The following is a 14,069-nucleotide window of genomic DNA, read 5'->3' as shown; positions in this document are numbered from 1 at the left end:
CAGGATAATGGTGCCATGTGGACCTTTCCCGAGGTCCTCACTGGGCGGTACGTGCGCCTCGAGCCCCTTTCCCTGGCCCACCTCCCCGAGTTTCTCAAGCGGTACGACCCCGAGGTCTTCCGCTACATGAGCCGCTCGCCCGAGGGGACGGAGGAGGCCATGAGGGCCCACCTCGAGGCCCTTTTGGCCGAGCCCGGCCGGGTCAACTGGGCCATACGCCCCACGCCCGCCCTCCCGGCCCTGAGGCCTTTTCCCGGCCTGGTGGGCAGGATCTCGGTGATCGCGCCCGATGAGGCAAACGCCAGGCTGGAGCTGGGCACCCTGATCTTCAAGCCCTTCTGGGGTAGCCCCGCCAACAAGGAGGCCAAGTACCTCCTCCTGGCCCACGCCTTTGAGGTCCTGAAGGCCCAGCGGGTCCAGTTCAAGGTGGACCTGAGGAACGAGAGGAGCCAAAGGGCCCTCGAGGCCCTGGGGGCGGTGCGGGAGGGGGTCTTGCGGCGAAACCGCAGGCTCCCCGACGGGGGCTTCCGCGACGACGTGGTCTACAGCCTCCTCCACGAGGAGTGGCCGGGGGTGAAGGCCCGGCTTCTGGCCAGGCTCTATGGACCCGAGGGCCGCCCTTAGCCTCCTCGTCCTCCTCCTCACCTACCTGGGCCTGGCTCTGGGAGGGCTTCCCGGCTACCGCATGAACCGGGCCGGGGTGGCCCTGGTGGGGGCGAGCTTCCTTCTGCTTCTCGGCACCCTGGATCTGGAGGCCGCCTGGGAGGCCCTAGACGCCCCCACCCTGGTTTTCCTCTTCGGGGTCATGGTGCTGAACGCCCAGCTCTCCTACGCCGGCTTCTTCGCCCTGGCCGCCCAGGGGCTCTTGCGCCTGGCCCGAAGCCCTTTGGCCCTTTTGGTCCTCCTCACCTTCGGGGCCGGGGGGCTTTCCGCCCTCTTCCTCAACGACACCATGGCCCTCCTCCTCACCCCCCTCCTCCTCCGCCTCCTCAAGGCCTTGGACCTGAACCCCGTGCCCTACCTCCTCGCCCTCATGGGGGCGGTCAACACGGGAAGCCTCATGACCCCCACCGGCAACCCCCAGAACATCCTGGTGGCGAGCCTCTCGGGGATCTCCTATCTGGGCTTTCTGGCAGCGCTGTGGCCCGTGGCCCTCTTGGGCCTGGCCCTCCAGGTCCTCCTCCTCGCCCTCCTCTACCCCGAGGTCAGGAGCCTGAAGCCCCTCCCGCCCCTGCCCCCGGTGCGCTCCAGGGTCTACCCCGCCCTTCTCCGCAAGGGGCTTCTGGTGGCCCTGGGCCTTCTTGTGGCCTTCCTCCTGGGCTACCCCATGGCCCAGGGGGCCATGGTGGCGGCGGGCCTCCTCCTCTTTACCCGCAGGCTCCGCTCCGAGCGCTTCTTCCTGAGGGTGGACTGGGAGCTTCTGGTGATGTTCTCGGGGCTTTTTGTGGTGACCGAGGGGGTGAGGCGGCTTGGGCTCGCCGAGGGGCTTCTTCCCCTGGCCCAAAGCCCTTTGGGCCTTCTCCTTTCCGCCACCCTTCTTTCCCTCCTCATCTCCAACGTGCCCGCCGTCCTCCTCCTGGCCCACCACGTAAAGGGGGAGGCCTCCTGGCTCCTCCTGGCCGGGGCCAGCACCCTGGCGGGCAACCTCACCCTTCTCGCCAGCGTGGCCAACCTGATCGTGGCCGAGGGGGCGGGGAAGGAGGGGGTGAGGATCTCCTTTGCCGAGCACCTCCGCTTCGGCCTTCCCCTCACCCTTCTGACCCTGGCCTTCCTCTACCTCTGGCTCACCTGAGGCGGGCCTCCAGCCAGCCCCCGATGGCCAGCACCCTGCCGTCCTCGGCGTAGGGGCCCACCACCTGGAGGCCCACGGGCATCCCCTCCACCTTGGCGAAGGGCAGGGCGAGGGCGGGCACCCCCAGGAGGCTGAAGGGCAGGGTCAGGGTGATGAAGGCCTCCCGGTGGCTCTTCCTGCCCGACTCCAGCTCCACCTCCTCCGCGCCCAGGGGGGGAGCGGGGAGGGGCTGGGCGGGAAGGAGGAGGGCGTCCACCCCCCTAAGGGCCTTCACCAGCTTTAGCCTTAAGACCTCCCGCTCGGCCACGGCGTCCCGGTAGTCCTTCTCGGTGAGGGCGAGCCCGGCCAGGAGGGCCTCCCGCACCTGGGGGGAGAAGCCCTCGGGGTGCTCTTTAAGGGCCTTCTCGTGGATGCGGGCCGCCTCGTAGCGCACCAGGCGGGTGTAGACCTCGTAGGCCCCCTCGAGGGGCAAGGAGACCTCCTTCACCGTGGCCCTGAGGCCCGGGAGGTCTTCCAGAAGCCTGGTAAAGGCTTTCCGCACCCCCACGCCCAGCCGCCCCTCCAAAAAGTCCAGGGGGACGCCGAAGGTGGGGTTCTGGGGGCCTTCTAAGGGGATGCTCTCCCCGGCCAGGATCTCCGTAAGGAAGTGGGCGTCCCGCACCGTCTTGGCGAGGGGCCCCCCGTGGTCGGTGGAGCGGGAGAGGGGGAGGGCCCCTTCCAGGCTCACCCGGCCGTAGGAGGGCTTGAAGCCCACCACCCCGTTGAAGGCGGCGGGGATGCGGATGGACCCCCCCGTGTCCGAGCCCAAGGAGGCCAGGCCGATCCCCAGGGCCACGGCCACGGCGCTCCCGCCGCTGCTTCCCCCGGCCTGGCGGGTGGGGTCAACGGCGTTCCTGACGGGCCCGGTCCAGGGGTTCTCCCCGGTTATGCCCAGGGCCACCTCGTGCATGTTGGTCTTGGCGAAGATGAGGGCCCCGGCCTCCTTAAGCCGCCCCACCGCCAAAGCCTCCTCGGGCAGGGGCGGGAGGGGAGCCCGGGTCCCGGCCCGGGTGGGCATCCCCTTCACCGGGAAGAGGTCCTTGGCCGTGAGGGGAAGCCCGTGAAGGGGGCCCCTCGTCTGGCCCCGCTTTAGCTCCTCGGTGAGGCGGAGGGCCTCCTCCCTGGCCCTCTCCTCGTCCAAATAGGCCAGGGCGTTGCGGTCGGCGTAGGCTTTGGCCCGTTCCAGGGCCTCTTCTAAAAGGGCCAGGGGGGTGGTTTTGCCCGTTTCCAGGAGGTGCTTGGCTTCAAGCAGGTCCATGCTCCATTATAAAAGCCCGGGAAGCCCCTTCCTCCAGGGCCTTCCGCCCCGGCCAGGTGAAGAGGGCCACCTCCCGGTCCTTCAGGGCCAGCTCCAGAAGCTCCTCGGTGGGGAGGCGGGCTTCGGTGTCCAGGACCACGGAGAGCTCCGCGCGGGTCACCGGGTGCTTGGGGGCGAAGAGGGTGCAGCACTCCTCGTCGGGCAGGATGGAGATGGGGTAGGTGCCGATCTTCTGGGCCTCCTTCACGATCTCCCCCTTGTCCAGGCCGATGAGGGGGCGGAAGACGGGGAGGGTGGCCGCCTGGTTGACCACATAGAGATTTTCCAGGGTCTGCGAGGCCACCTGGCCCAGGCTGTCCCCGGTGACCAGGGCCAAGGCCCCCTCCTCCTTGGCGATGGCCTCGGCCAGGCGGAGCATGTAGCGGCGGTAGAGGACCACCCGGTAGGCCTTGGGGGCCTCGAGGATGATGCGCCGCTGGACCTCGCTGAAGGGGACCAGGTGCAGGCGGACGCGGTGCTGGAAGCGGGCCAGCCTCTCGGCGATGGCCCTGGCCTTCTCCCGGCTGGCCCCCGAGAGGAGGGGGAAGGGGTGGAAGTGGACCAGGACCACCTCCGCCCCCCGGCGCATGAGGCGGTAGGCAGCTACGGGGGAGTCTATGCCCCCCGAGAGGAGGGCCACCACCTTGTCGGAAACCCCGGGAGGAAGCCCCCCGGGCCCCGGGTGGCGGGCCACCTCCAGAAGGGCCGCCCCGGGCAGGATGCGGACCACGAACTCCCTTTCCGCCCCCTTGAGGCGCACCTTGGCCCCGGTCCTCTCCTGGATGAAGGCCCCCAGGCGCCGCTCCAGCTCCGGGGAGGTGAGAGGGAAGGTCTTGTCGGCGCGCTTGGCCGTCACCCGGAAGGTGGCGAAGCTTTCGCCTTCCAAAGCCTTCGCCAAAGCGGCCTCTATGGCCTTAAGGTCTGGGGGGAGGCGCAGCACCTGGGCGAAGGTTTCCACGCCCAGGGTGGTGGAAAGGCGCTCCTGGGCTTCGGGCCAGGCCCCCTGGGGGAGGCGGAAGAGGAGGGCCATGGGCCACTGGGCCTCCAGCCTGGCCTCCAATCCCTTCAGGGCCCGCTTGACGTGGGCCTTGGCCTTCTTCAGGAAGAGGGGCCGGTTTTCCCCTTTGAGGGCCAGCTCGTGGAAGAGGTTCACCAAGAGGTGTTCCATCTCAGCACCCCACCTTCACCGCCAGGTAGAGGCGGCTGCACAAGGAGCCCGTCCTGGCCGCCTCCTTGAGGTCCTCGGGGCGGCCGAAGCGGAAGGCGGTGTAGTAGGTCTTGCCCGGCCTGGGCTCGGGCAGGCTTGGGGGGAAGAGGAGGTCGGCCTCGTAGACCCAAAGCTCCAGGGTGTACCCGGGCCGCTCCTCCCTGCCGAAGGCCACGGGGTAGCGGAGCCGGACCTCGGTGGACAGCTTTTCCCGGGCCACCCTCCTGGCGGCCGCCTCCAGGCTTTCCCCCTCCTCCTGGCTCACGGCGGGGAGGCCGTAGACCCCGGGGAACTCCGGGTCCTCCTCGGGCCTTTTCACCAGAAGAAGCCCCTCCTCTCCCCAGGCGGCCAGGGCCACGGAACGCTTCACCATTCCCCAAGCCTATCAGGATTGTAGCCTGGGCGCAAATCCCACTACCCTTGCTTCCCCTTTCCTTCGGCCCACCAGCCCTGGTGATCCCGGGAGCCTTTTTCCGGGGCCCCCATGCTGGCGCAAGCCAGCATGGGGTGGTATTAGGCCAGGCGCAGGGGCTCCACCTCCACCGGGGTGCTGTGGAAGGTGCTCCCGCCCCCCAGGTCCGTGAGCCTCTCCGAGGTGAGGTGGTTTACCCCCTTGCCGTCTATGGCCCACTTCTCCCACCAGGTGCCCTCGAGGACCACCGTCCCCGGCATGGGGGCCTCGGTCACCACCGCCTTCCGGGTGATGCGGCCCCAAGGAGAACGGATGTGGACCAGCATCCCGTCCCCGATCCCCCGGGCCAGGGCGTCCTCGGGGTGGATGAGGAGCCGGGGCTCCCCCCCTTCCGCCTCCACCAGGGCCCGGACGTCCCCGTAGGTGGTGTTGAGGAAGCGGTGGGCCGGGGGGGTGATGAGGATCAGGGGGTAGCCGGGCAGGGGCTCGGTGGGGATGACCAGAGGGGGCGGGCTGAAGCGCACCTTCCCTTGGGCGAAGGGGAGGAAGGGCTTGGGGAGGTTGAGCTTCAGGAAGCCCTCCTCCTTGAGCCTTTCCAGGGTGATCCCCTGGAGGAAGGGGTGGTCGGTCTGGAGGAGGCTTCGGGCCACCTCCTCGGCGCTCCAAAAGAGGGTGGGTTCCTTCAGGCCAAGCCGCTTCGCCAGCTCCCGGAAGACCCAGGTGTTGGGCCTAGCCTCCCCTTCCGGCTCCGCCAGGGGTTCGTTCCAGGAGAGGTAGTAGTGGCCGTAGCTGGTGTAGAGGTCCGGGTGCTCGTAGAAGAGGGTGGCGGGGAGGAGGTAGTCGGCGTAGAGGGCGGTTTCCGTCATCACCTGCTCCAGGACCACGGTGAAGAGGTCCTCCCGCTCCAGGCCCGCCTTCACCTTCCCGGCGTTTGGGGCCACCACCAGGGGGTTAGCGTTGAAGACGAAGAGAGCCTTGATGGGGGGGTCCAGGGCCGTGAGGGCGGTGCCCAGCTGGTTCATGTTGACGGCCCGCACCCTGGGGTTGGGGCGGAAGTAGCCTTCGGGGGGGTGCGTCCCCTCTAGGAGGTGCCGCCCGCCCAGGAAGCGCTTGTTGAGGAAGAAGGCCCCGCTGGTGGAGAGCATGGCCCCGCACCCCGGGTAGCGCCAGGCCCCGAGGAGGGCGGGGAGGAGGATGACCGCCCTTAGGGCGTTCCCGCCCCCCGGGTGGCGGGTCATGCCGTAGCCCACCCGGAGGAAGACCCTTTTCGCCTCCCCCATCTCCCGGGCCAGGCGGAGGATGGCCTCCGGGGGCACCCCGGTGAGGGCGCTCGCCCTTTCCGGGGTCCACCTCTCGGCCTCCTCCCGGTAGGCCTCGAGGCCCAAAGCGGCCTTTTCCAGGTACTCCCCGTCCACCAGGCCCTCCCGGAAGAGGACGTGGGCCAGGCCGTAGGCTAAGGCGGCGTCGGTGCCGGGGCGGATTTTGATGTGCCAGTCGGCGAAGCGGCTGGTGAGGTTCTCGTAGGGGTCAATGTGGACGATCCTGGCCCCCCTTCGCCGGGCCTCCTTGAGGAAGGGGGTCAGGTGGCTGTTGGTGGAGAGGCTGTTGATGCCCCAGAGGACGATGTGGCGGGCTTCAGGAATGTCCTCGGGGTCTGGGGCCAGGCGGGGCCCGTAGGTCATCTCCCAGGCGGCGCTCCCCGCCGTGGCGCAGATGGTCTCCAGGAGTTCGCTCGCCCCGATGGCCCGGAAGAAGGCCAGGGGGTGCTGGTTCTCTATGAGGCCCATGGTCCCGGCGTAGTGGTAGGGGAGGACGGCCTCGCCCCCCTCCCGGTCCAAGACCTCCATGAGCCTCTGGGCGATGCCGTCCAGGGCCTCCTCCCAGGAGACCCGCCTAAAGCGCCCTTCCCCTTTCCGCCCAATGCGGCGCATGGGGTAAAGGAGCCTCTCCTGGACCCGTTCCGGGTAGCGGTAGGTCTTGGCGCAGGCGAAGCCCCGGGTGATGGGGTGGCGGGGGTCCCCCTCCACCTTGAGAAGCCTCCCCTCCCTGAAGGTGAGGCGGAGGCTGCAGGCGTCCGGGCAGTCCAGGGGACAGGTGGCCCGCATGGGCCTATAGTAGCCCAAGTTTCTCCAAAAGGGCGCACCTTTCCTCGTAGGGGTCGGGGAGGAGGCCTAAGGGCTCGTCCAGGCGCAGGACGAAGCCCTCCCGGTAGAGGGGCCAGCGGGGCCAGCCTTTGGGCTCCCCTTCCCGGGCGAAGGCGACCCAGTAGCGGCGCATCCTGGCGCCCAGGGCCTCGGCCTTGGCCCGGGCCTCCTGGGTCAGGAAGAGGGGGAGGAAGGGCATCTCCTGGAGGTTGCCGAAAAGGGGGGCCAGGTCCAGGCCGTGGAAGGCCCCCAGGCCCTCGAGGCCCGGCACCCGGAAGGTGAAGAGGTAGGCGTGGGTGGGGGCGAAGGCCCTCTGGACCCGGGCCGCCTTTAGGGTGGGGCAGAGGAGGGTGCGTTCCGTCTGGTAGGCGGCGTAGGCCCTCCTGGGGTCCCGGAAGCGGCCTTGGTAGTGGGCGAGAAGGGCTTCCCGCACCCCCGGCTTTTCCCCCTTCAAGGCCTCGGCGAAGCCCGCCCAGCTCCTGGGGCCTTCCCCCGGGGGCACCTCTTCCGCCGTGGCCCCGGCGAGGAGGGGAATCCCTCGGGCCTCCCCATCCACTAGGGCCTCCAGGGGGCTTTTGGGCAGGAGGCGGGGGTTTAGGTGGGGCTTGAAGGGGGAGGAGAGGAAGAAGGTGGCCTCGAGGCTCCCCCCGCCCCCGGGCACCAGGTCCCCGACCGGAGCCCGCCTCAGGCAGGTGAGGTCCTTGGGGTCGCACCCCGCCTTGGCCGCCACCTTCTCCCCCACCTCCAGGTCCTTTTCCAGAGGGCGCACCTCGGCGCACCCCCCGGACTGGAGGATGGCCCCCTTGACGAGCCTTCTCGCCTCGGGCAGGGCCAGGAGGGTGCAGGTGAGCATGCTTCCCGCCGACTGGCCCAAGAGGGTGAGGCCCTCGGGACTCCCCCCGAAGTAGGGGGCCACCCTCTGGGCGAAGCGCAGGGCGAGGAGGGCGTCCAGGAGGCCGTAGTTGCCCACGGCCACAGGGTCCTCTTCCCGGAGGGCGGGGAGGGCTAGAAACCCCAGGGCCCCCAGGCGGTAGTTGGGCAGAAAGACCACCGCCCCCTCCCGCGCCAGCCGCCAAGCGGCGTAGATGGGCTCGGCCCCGCTTCCCGAGAGGAAGCTTCCCCCATGGAAAAAGACCATGACCGGAAACCCCCCAGGGGGTGGGGGCCTCAGGGGAAAGTAGACCTGGACCTGGAGGCAGTCCTCCTCCTGGGGCGGCATAGACCCCCCGAACCGGGCCGTGAGGCCGGGGGGCTGGGGGCAGGCCCGGACCGGCCCCTGCCTCAGGCCCTCCACGGGCCTGGGGGCGGTAAAGCGCCCCGCCTCCCCGTAGGCCAGGCCGTACACCGCCCCCACCCCGTCCCGGGCCTCGCCCCGGAGGGGGCCTTCCGGGGTGAAGAGGAAAAGCTCCGCCGCCAGGGCGGGGGAGAGGAGGAAAAGGAGGAGCCAGCGCATGGGCTTATAATCCCACAAAGATGGAGGGCCTCGAGGCGGGCTTCTGGGCCCTGGGCCTCCGGGTGGCCGGGGTGGACGAGGCGGGCCGGGGGGCCTGGGCCGGGCCCATCGTGGTGGGGGCGGTGATCCTCCCCCCAGGCCGCTATCCCTTTAAGGACTCCAAGCTCCTCACCCCCAAGGCCCGGGAGGCCCTGGCCGAGGAGGTGAGGCGGGTGGCCCTGGCCCACGCCCTGGGCCTGGCCGAGGTGGAAGAGGTGGACCGGCTTGGGGTCTATAGGGCCACCCTCCTGGCGGCCAAGAGGGCCCTCTCCGCCCTGGCCCTTCCCCCAGAGGCCCTGGTGACGGACTACCTTCCCCTCTCCATCCCCCTTCCCCTCCTCGCTCCCCCACGGGCGGACCGGGAAAGCCCCAGCGTGGCCGCCGCCAGCATCCTGGCCAAGGTCCACCGGGACCGGCTCATGGCCGAGCTGGACCGCCTCTACCCCGGCTACGGCTTCGCCAAGCACAAGGGCTACGGCACCCCCGAGCACCAGGAGGCCCTCCTCGCCCTGGGGCCTTCCCCGGTGCACCGGCGCCGCTTCACCCCCGTACGGGCTTCCTTAAGGTTTCCCCAAGACCCCTAAGCCTCTATGGGGTTAGGCTGGGGAGGAGGTGCCTATGCGGCTTTTGTGGGTTCTTCTGGTTGGGCTTCTTTCCGCCTGCACCATCACCCTCGAGGGCGTCACCCTCTCCTACCGCCTGGACCTCACCCCGGCCATCCTGCGCTTTGAGCCCGACCGGGGGGCGGGGGCCAGCTACTTCGTGGGGGAGGAGATCCGCTTCCTCCTCACCCTGGGCCGTCCGGGTTGGGTGAGCCTGGTGGTCATAGACCCCGACGGGCGCGCCTACGAGCTAGACCGCTTCTACCTGGAACGGGGCACCCACGTCCTGCCCCCCGGGGCCTACCGCTACCGCCTGGTTCCCCCCAGGGGCCTCCACCGGGTCCGGGCGGTCTACACCGAGGCCCCCCCAGCGGATAGGGTGCGGCTGGAGGGGGTCTTCACCGACTGGGACGCCCGGCTTAGGGTCTACCTGGAGGCCTCCGGGGCCCGGGGGTACCAGGTGGCGGAGACCCACTTCTACCTCTACTGAGCTGCAACTTTATTCCCGAGGGGCTTGTCAAGGGCCCTGGGTGTTGGGGTATAATTCCTCCGGACCGCGAAGGAGGTCAAAATGAAGCGGCGTGACTTTTTGAAGAAGGCAGGCATCGGCGTAGCGGCCAGCGCGGCCTTCGGCCCCGCGTTCGCCCAGGCGAGCCCCACGGTGCGCTGGCGTTTGGCCTCTAGCTTCCCCAAGAGCCTGGACACCATCTACGGGGCGGCGGAGGTCCTGGCGGAGCGGGTTTCCGCGCTCACCGGGGGCAAGTTCCAGATCCGCCCCTACCAGGCAGGGGAGATCGTTCCCGGCCTCCAGGTGATGGACGCTGTCCAGCAGGGCACGGTGGAGGCGGGGCACACGGCGAGCTACTACTACGTGGGCAAGGCCCAGGTCCTGGCCTTTGACACGGCTGTGCCCTTCGGCCTCACCGCCAGGCAGCAGAACGCCTGGATGTACTACGGGGGCGGCATTGAGCTCTTCCGCTCCGTCTTCGCCGACTTCGGCATCATCCAGTTCCCTGGGGGCAACACCGGGGTCCAGATGGGCGGCTGGTTCCGCAAGGAGATCAAGGGCCTGGCGGATATGAAGGGCCTCAAGATGCGCATCCCCGGGCCCGGGGGCCAGGTGATGAGCCGGCTCGGCGTGGTGCCCCAGGTCCTCGCGGGCGGGGACATCTACCCGGCCCTGGAGCGGGGCGTGGTGGACGCCGCCGAGTGGGTGGGGCCCTACGACGACGAGAAGCTGGGTTTCTACAAGGTGGCCAAGTACTACTACTATCCCGGCTGGCACGAGCCCGGCCCCATGCTCTCCTTCTACGTGAACCTCAAGGAGTGGCAGAAGCTTCCCAAGGAGTACCAGCAGGCCTTTGAGGTGGCCGCCGCCGAGGCCAACCAGGCCATGATGGCCAAGTACGACCAGGTGAACCCGCCTGCCCTCCAGCGCCTCCTCAAGGCCGGGGTCCGGCTCCGGAAGTGGCCCGCCGAGGTGATGAAGGCGGCCCAGAAGGCGGCCTTTGACTGGTACGAGGAGGAGGCGGCCAAGGACGCCACCTACCGCAGGGTCTACACCGCCTGGAAGAGGTTCCGGGAGGAGCAGTACCGCTGGTTTGGGGTGGCCGAGCTGGGCTACGAGCAGTTCGCCTTCCCCGCTGTCTAGACCCTGGGACACGGGAACCCCCGGGGCTACCCCGGGGGCCTTTATATACCCCGCCGCGGTGGGGTACTTAACTCCCCACGAAGCGCAGGATGGGCTCCCGCAGGAAGTAGACCAAGACCAGGACCAGAAGCTGCAGGAGGATGAAGGGGATGCCCCCCAGGTAGATGTCCCCGGTCTTAACCTCCTTGGGGGCCACGTTCCGGAGGTAGAAGAGGGCGAAGCCGAAGGGGGGGGTGAGGAAGGAGGTCTGAAGGTTCACCCCCACCAGGAGGCCGAACCAGAGCTTGTTGATCCCCAAGGCCTCCGCCCCGATGGCCAGGAGGGGCAGGGCGATGAAGGCGATCTCAAAGAAGTCTATGAAGAAGCCCAGGAGGAAGACCAGGACCATGACGAAGAGGACAAAGCCCACTTCTCCCCCGGGAAGCCCCGTGAGGAAGCCCTCCACCCACAGGTCCCCGTCCACCCCCCGGAAGACCAGGCTGAAGAGGGTGGATCCGATGAGGATGAAGATGACGAAGGCGGTGAGGGTGGCCGTTTGCTCCATGGCCTGGTAGAGGACCCGGAAGGAGAGGCGGCGGTTCAGGGCCGCCAGGACCAGGGCCCCCACCACCCCCATGGCCCCGGCCTCCGTGGGGGTGGCCACCCCCAGGAGGACGGTGCCCAGGACCAAGAAGATGAGGACCAAGGGGGGGACCATGGAGAGGAGGGCCCGCCGGAGGAGGGGGTTTTGGCGGATACGGGGGAGGAGGAAGAGGGTCCAGAGGAAAAGCCCCAGGAGGACCTCGAGGCCCTCAAGCCAGCCAGGCAACTGGAGGAACTCCCCCAGCTTCCAGGATCCCACCCCTACCAGGAGGTAAGAGAGGAGGGCGAAGGCGGCCTCGGGCTCCTTGCCGGCGTCGGGGCGGGCCTCGAGGGGCAGGGCCGGGGCCCACGTGGGCCGGAAGAGGGCCACGTAGATGACGTAGAGGAAGTAAAGGCCCACGGTGAGGCCCGCGGGGACCAGGGCCGCCCGGTACATGTCCCCCACGCTCACCCCCAGCTGATCCGCCAGAACGATGAGGACCACGCTGGGGGGGATGATCTGGGCCAGGGTGGCGGAGCCCAGGATCACCCCGCTGGCGAAGCGGGGGTTGTAGCCATATTTGAGCATGATGGGCAGGGAGATGATGCCCATGGCCATGACGCTGGCCGCCACCACCCCCGTGGTGGCCGCCAGGATGGCCCCCACGAAGACCACGCTCAGGGCAAGCCCGCCCCTAAGGGGCCCGAAGAGCTTGCCCATGGTGTCCAGGAGGTCCTCTGCCAGGCCGCTCCGTTCCAGGAGGATGCCCATGAGGGTGAAGAAGGGGATGGCCAGGAGGAGCTGGTTGGACATGATGCCGAAGATGCGGTCGGGCATGGCCCGGAGGAGGGCGGGCGGGAAGATGTCCAGGGCGATGCCCAAAAAGCCGAAGACGATCCCCGTGGCCCCCAGGGCGAAGGCCACCGGGTAGCCGGAGAGGAGAAAGAGGATGAGGGCCAGGAACATCAAGGGGGGCATGAGGGCATGGAGGTCCATCACTCCACCCCCCTCCCCTTTTCCTCTGCCAGAGCGTAGACCCCTGCCAGGAAGGCGATGCGCTTGATGAGCTCGGAGAGGCCCTGGAGGGCCAGGAGGGCGAAGCCCACGAGGAGGGCCAGCTTGATGGGCCAGCGGGGAAGCCCGCCCGCGTCGGGGGAGGTTTCCCGGATGGCCAGGCTGGTCATGGCCCAGGGCCAGGCTAGGTAGAGGACCCCGAGGGCCATGGGGATGAGGAAGAGGAGGGTGCCCAGGAGGTCTATCCAGGCCCGGGTTCGCGGGGAGAGGCGGCCGTAGATGAGGTCAATGCGCACGTGGGCGTTCTTCTTCAAGGCGTAGGCCCCTCCCAGGAGGAAGATGAGGCTGAACATGTACCACTGGGCCTCGAGGTAGGCGTTGGAGCTGTAGCTGAGGCCGTAGCGCATGAGGGCGTTCCCCGCCGAGAGAAGGGCTACCAGAAGCGTGAGCCAGGCGATGATCCGGCCCACCCCTTCGCTGAGGGCGTCTATGGCTTTGGCCAGACCGAGGAGCAGGCGCATGTTTTACCTCCAAAACCCGCCCCATCCTAAGGGAGGGGGGAAGAGGCCGTCAACACGGGCTTTTCCAAAGCCCGCACAAATATGCGCTACCGGGCCCGCCTTATGCCGGCCACCAGAAAGGCCCCCAGGAGGAAGAAAAGCCCCGCCAGGAGGAAGAGGACCGTGTAGCCCAGGCCCGGGCTTGCCGCGTTGAGGAGGTCCAGGGGGCGGCCAAAGGCCCCGGCCAGGACCTGGGGCACCACGATGGAGGTCTGCCACAGGCCCATGTCCGTGGCGTGGGCCTCGGGGTCCTTGAGGACGTCGGCCACCAGGGCCCAGTCCACCGCCAGGTAGACCCCGTAAAAGAGGCCGAAGAAAAGGGCGAGGAAGAGGAGGAGGTCGTAGCGGGGGAAGAGGAGGATGAAGGGCATGAGGAGGCCGAGCCCCGCGCCAGAGAGGTAGATGAGGGGCTTCCGCCCCACCCGGTCCGAGGCCCGCCCGGCGGGCACGCTGGCCAGGGCCGCCCCCAGGGAGATGAGGAGACCCAGGAGGGCCACCGCCTGGAAGGGCTCCTCCGTGATGGTCTGCCCCAGGGCCTGGAAGGCCCGCACCACGTCGGCCAGGAAGTACTGGAGGTAGGTCTGGGCCAGGTAGAAGCCCAGCATCACCAGAAAGCGGGTGAGGTAGACGAGGAGAAAGTCCCGGTCCCGCCAGGGAGCGGCCATGGCGGAAGAGAAAGGGCGGGGGTTGGCCCTGGGCAGGCGGTCCGGCACCAGGGAGAGGCTAAAAGCGGCCCCCAGGAGGTTTAGGAGGGCCGCCAGGTAGGCCTGGGGCTGTAGGGCGAGGAGGAAGCCCACCACGCCCCCCAGGACCTGTCCCGAGACCTGGAGCACCCCCATGTACCCCGAGGCCGTTCCCCTCTCCCCTCTGGGGACCAGGTCGGGGATGAGGGCCGAGTAGGGCCCGGTGGCCAGGTCGTCGGCTACTTGGAGGAGGAGGTAGGCCAGGAGGAGAAGGCCGTAGCTTGGGGCGTGGGCCAAAAGGACGAGGGCGAAGGCGGTGAGGAGGCTTCCCCAGAGCAAAAAGGGCCGCCTCCGCCCCAGGCGGTCGGAGAGGTAGCCCATGATGGGGGGCCCCAGGATGGCCATGGCCGCCCCCAGGCCGAAGAGGAAGCCCAGCCTGGAGGCCTTCTCCTCCGGGGGGGAGAGCTCGGCCACCTTGGCCGGGAGGAGGACCAGAAGGACCAGGAACCACTTGAAGCTGGTAGCGAACCAGTAGGCGGAGAGGCGCAGGAAAAAGCCCGGTCCGTGGGCCATGGGGGCACTTTACCAAACCGCGGCCTCGGGGACCACCAGAA

The 14,069-nt window shown here is 68.9% G+C and carries 13 protein-coding genes; 5 read left to right on the top strand and 8 right to left on the bottom strand.

The window, feature by feature from the left end:
• Positions 1–15: 15 nt before the first annotated feature.
• Together BVI061214_RS02835 and BVI061214_RS02830 are read left to right on the top strand one after the other, a co-directional pair.
• Complete coding sequence (locus tag BVI061214_RS02835) at positions 16–624, top strand: GNAT family N-acetyltransferase (RefSeq protein WP_053767206.1); 609 nt, start codon at positions 16–18, stop codon at positions 622–624.
• Positions 602–1,792: an SLC13 family permease gene (locus BVI061214_RS02830; RefSeq protein ID WP_053767205.1), complete on the top strand. Its 1,191-nt coding sequence runs from the start codon at positions 602–604 to the stop codon at positions 1,790–1,792. Before BVI061214_RS02835 ends, BVI061214_RS02830 begins: the two co-directional genes overlap by 23 nt.
• Here BVI061214_RS02830 and BVI061214_RS02825 read toward each other — a convergent pair.
• From BVI061214_RS02825 to BVI061214_RS02805, 5 genes are all read right to left on the bottom strand, one after another.
• Positions 1,785–3,089: an amidase gene (locus tag BVI061214_RS02825; protein WP_053767204.1), complete on the bottom strand. Its 1,305-nt coding sequence runs from the start codon at positions 3,087–3,089 to the stop codon at positions 1,785–1,787. The genes BVI061214_RS02830 and BVI061214_RS02825 overlap by 8 nt on opposite strands.
• Positions 3,076–4,296 (bottom strand): tRNA uracil 4-sulfurtransferase ThiI, encoded by a 1,221-nt coding sequence (gene thiI / locus BVI061214_RS02820; RefSeq protein WP_053767203.1) that lies wholly within the window; start codon positions 4,294–4,296, stop codon positions 3,076–3,078. Before thiI ends, BVI061214_RS02825 begins: the two co-directional genes overlap by 14 nt.
• Position 4,297: 1 nt before the next feature.
• On the bottom strand, positions 4,298–4,708 hold the full coding sequence (locus tag BVI061214_RS02815) for an NUDIX hydrolase (protein ID WP_053767202.1): 411 nt from the start codon (positions 4,706–4,708) through the stop codon (positions 4,298–4,300).
• 140 nt (positions 4,709–4,848) lie between these two features.
• Positions 4,849–6,852, bottom strand: a complete 2,004-nt coding sequence (locus tag BVI061214_RS02810) for a molybdopterin oxidoreductase family protein (protein ID WP_053767201.1) — start codon at positions 6,850–6,852, stop codon at positions 4,849–4,851.
• Positions 6,853–6,856: 4 nt separating this feature from the next.
• Positions 6,857–8,344, bottom strand: coding sequence for a carboxylesterase/lipase family protein (locus tag BVI061214_RS02805; RefSeq protein WP_053767200.1), 1,488 nt, complete (start codon positions 8,342–8,344; stop codon positions 6,857–6,859).
• Between the two features lie 20 nt (positions 8,345–8,364).
• On the opposite strand from BVI061214_RS02805, the gene BVI061214_RS02800 reads away from it, so the two are divergent.
• From BVI061214_RS02800 to BVI061214_RS02790, 3 genes are all read left to right on the top strand, one after another.
• Positions 8,365–8,967 (top strand): ribonuclease HII, encoded by a 603-nt coding sequence (locus BVI061214_RS02800; protein ID WP_053767199.1) that lies wholly within the window; start codon positions 8,365–8,367, stop codon positions 8,965–8,967.
• Positions 8,968–9,001: 34 nt separating this feature from the next.
• Positions 9,002–9,475 (top strand): DUF4384 domain-containing protein, encoded by a 474-nt coding sequence (locus tag BVI061214_RS02795; protein ID WP_053767198.1) that lies wholly within the window; start codon positions 9,002–9,004, stop codon positions 9,473–9,475.
• An 81-nt stretch (positions 9,476–9,556) separates the two neighbouring features.
• A complete protein-coding gene (locus BVI061214_RS02790) occupies positions 9,557–10,636 on the top strand; it encodes a TRAP transporter substrate-binding protein (RefSeq protein ID WP_003046778.1) in 1,080 nt (359 codons plus the stop codon).
• A 67-nt stretch (positions 10,637–10,703) separates the two neighbouring features.
• On the opposite strand, the gene BVI061214_RS02785 is transcribed toward BVI061214_RS02790, so the two are convergent.
• The 3 genes from BVI061214_RS02785 to BVI061214_RS02775 form a co-directional block, all read right to left on the bottom strand.
• Positions 10,704–12,194, bottom strand: coding sequence for a TRAP transporter large permease (locus tag BVI061214_RS02785; RefSeq protein ID WP_003046779.1), 1,491 nt, complete (start codon positions 12,192–12,194; stop codon positions 10,704–10,706).
• On the bottom strand, positions 12,194–12,733 hold the full coding sequence (locus BVI061214_RS02780) for a TRAP transporter small permease subunit (protein WP_053767197.1): 540 nt from the start codon (positions 12,731–12,733) through the stop codon (positions 12,194–12,196). Before BVI061214_RS02780 ends, BVI061214_RS02785 begins: the two co-directional genes overlap by 1 nt.
• A gap of 86 nt (positions 12,734–12,819) precedes the next feature.
• Positions 12,820–14,028 carry an MFS transporter gene (locus tag BVI061214_RS02775; RefSeq protein ID WP_053767196.1) on the bottom strand — a complete coding sequence of 403 codons (1,209 nt, stop codon included), beginning with the start codon at positions 14,026–14,028 and terminating at the stop codon, positions 12,820–12,822.
• Positions 14,029–14,069 lie beyond the last annotated feature (41 nt).

Source organism: Thermus aquaticus (genome assembly GCF_001280255.1).
GTDB classification, from domain to species: Bacteria; Deinococcota; Deinococci; order Deinococcales; family Thermaceae; genus Thermus; species Thermus aquaticus.
This window is presented reverse-complemented; position numbering and strand designations above follow the sequence as displayed.

Coding starts and splice junctions, on each gene's coding strand:
- BVI061214_RS02830 (WP_053767205.1), top strand. CDS start 602: ATGGACCCGAGGGCCGCCCTTAGCCTCCTCGTCCTCCTCCTCACCTAC.
- BVI061214_RS02790 (WP_003046778.1), top strand. CDS start 9,557: ATGAAGCGGCGTGACTTTTTGAAGAAGGCAGGCATCGGCGTAGCGGCC.
- thiI (WP_053767203.1), bottom strand. CDS start 4,296: ATGGAACACCTCTTGGTGAACCTCTTCCACGAGCTGGCCCTCAAAGGG.
- BVI061214_RS02825 (WP_053767204.1), bottom strand. CDS start 3,089: ATGGACCTGCTTGAAGCCAAGCACCTCCTGGAAACGGGCAAAACCACC.
- BVI061214_RS02800 (WP_053767199.1), top strand. CDS start 8,365: ATGGAGGGCCTCGAGGCGGGCTTCTGGGCCCTGGGCCTCCGGGTGGCC.
- BVI061214_RS02815 (WP_053767202.1), bottom strand. CDS start 4,708: ATGGTGAAGCGTTCCGTGGCCCTGGCCGCCTGGGGAGAGGAGGGGCTT.
- BVI061214_RS02805 (WP_053767200.1), bottom strand. CDS start 8,344: ATGCGCTGGCTCCTCCTTTTCCTCCTCTCCCCCGCCCTGGCGGCGGAG.
- BVI061214_RS02795 (WP_053767198.1), top strand. CDS start 9,002: ATGCGGCTTTTGTGGGTTCTTCTGGTTGGGCTTCTTTCCGCCTGCACC.
- BVI061214_RS02780 (WP_053767197.1), bottom strand. CDS start 12,733: ATGCGCCTGCTCCTCGGTCTGGCCAAAGCCATAGACGCCCTCAGCGAA.
- BVI061214_RS02775 (WP_053767196.1), bottom strand. CDS start 14,028: ATGGCCCACGGACCGGGCTTTTTCCTGCGCCTCTCCGCCTACTGGTTC.
- BVI061214_RS02785 (WP_003046779.1), bottom strand. CDS start 12,194: ATGGACCTCCATGCCCTCATGCCCCCCTTGATGTTCCTGGCCCTCATC.
- BVI061214_RS02810 (WP_053767201.1), bottom strand. CDS start 6,852: ATGCGGGCCACCTGTCCCCTGGACTGCCCGGACGCCTGCAGCCTCCGC.
- BVI061214_RS02835 (WP_053767206.1), top strand. CDS start 16: ATGTGGACCTTTCCCGAGGTCCTCACTGGGCGGTACGTGCGCCTCGAG.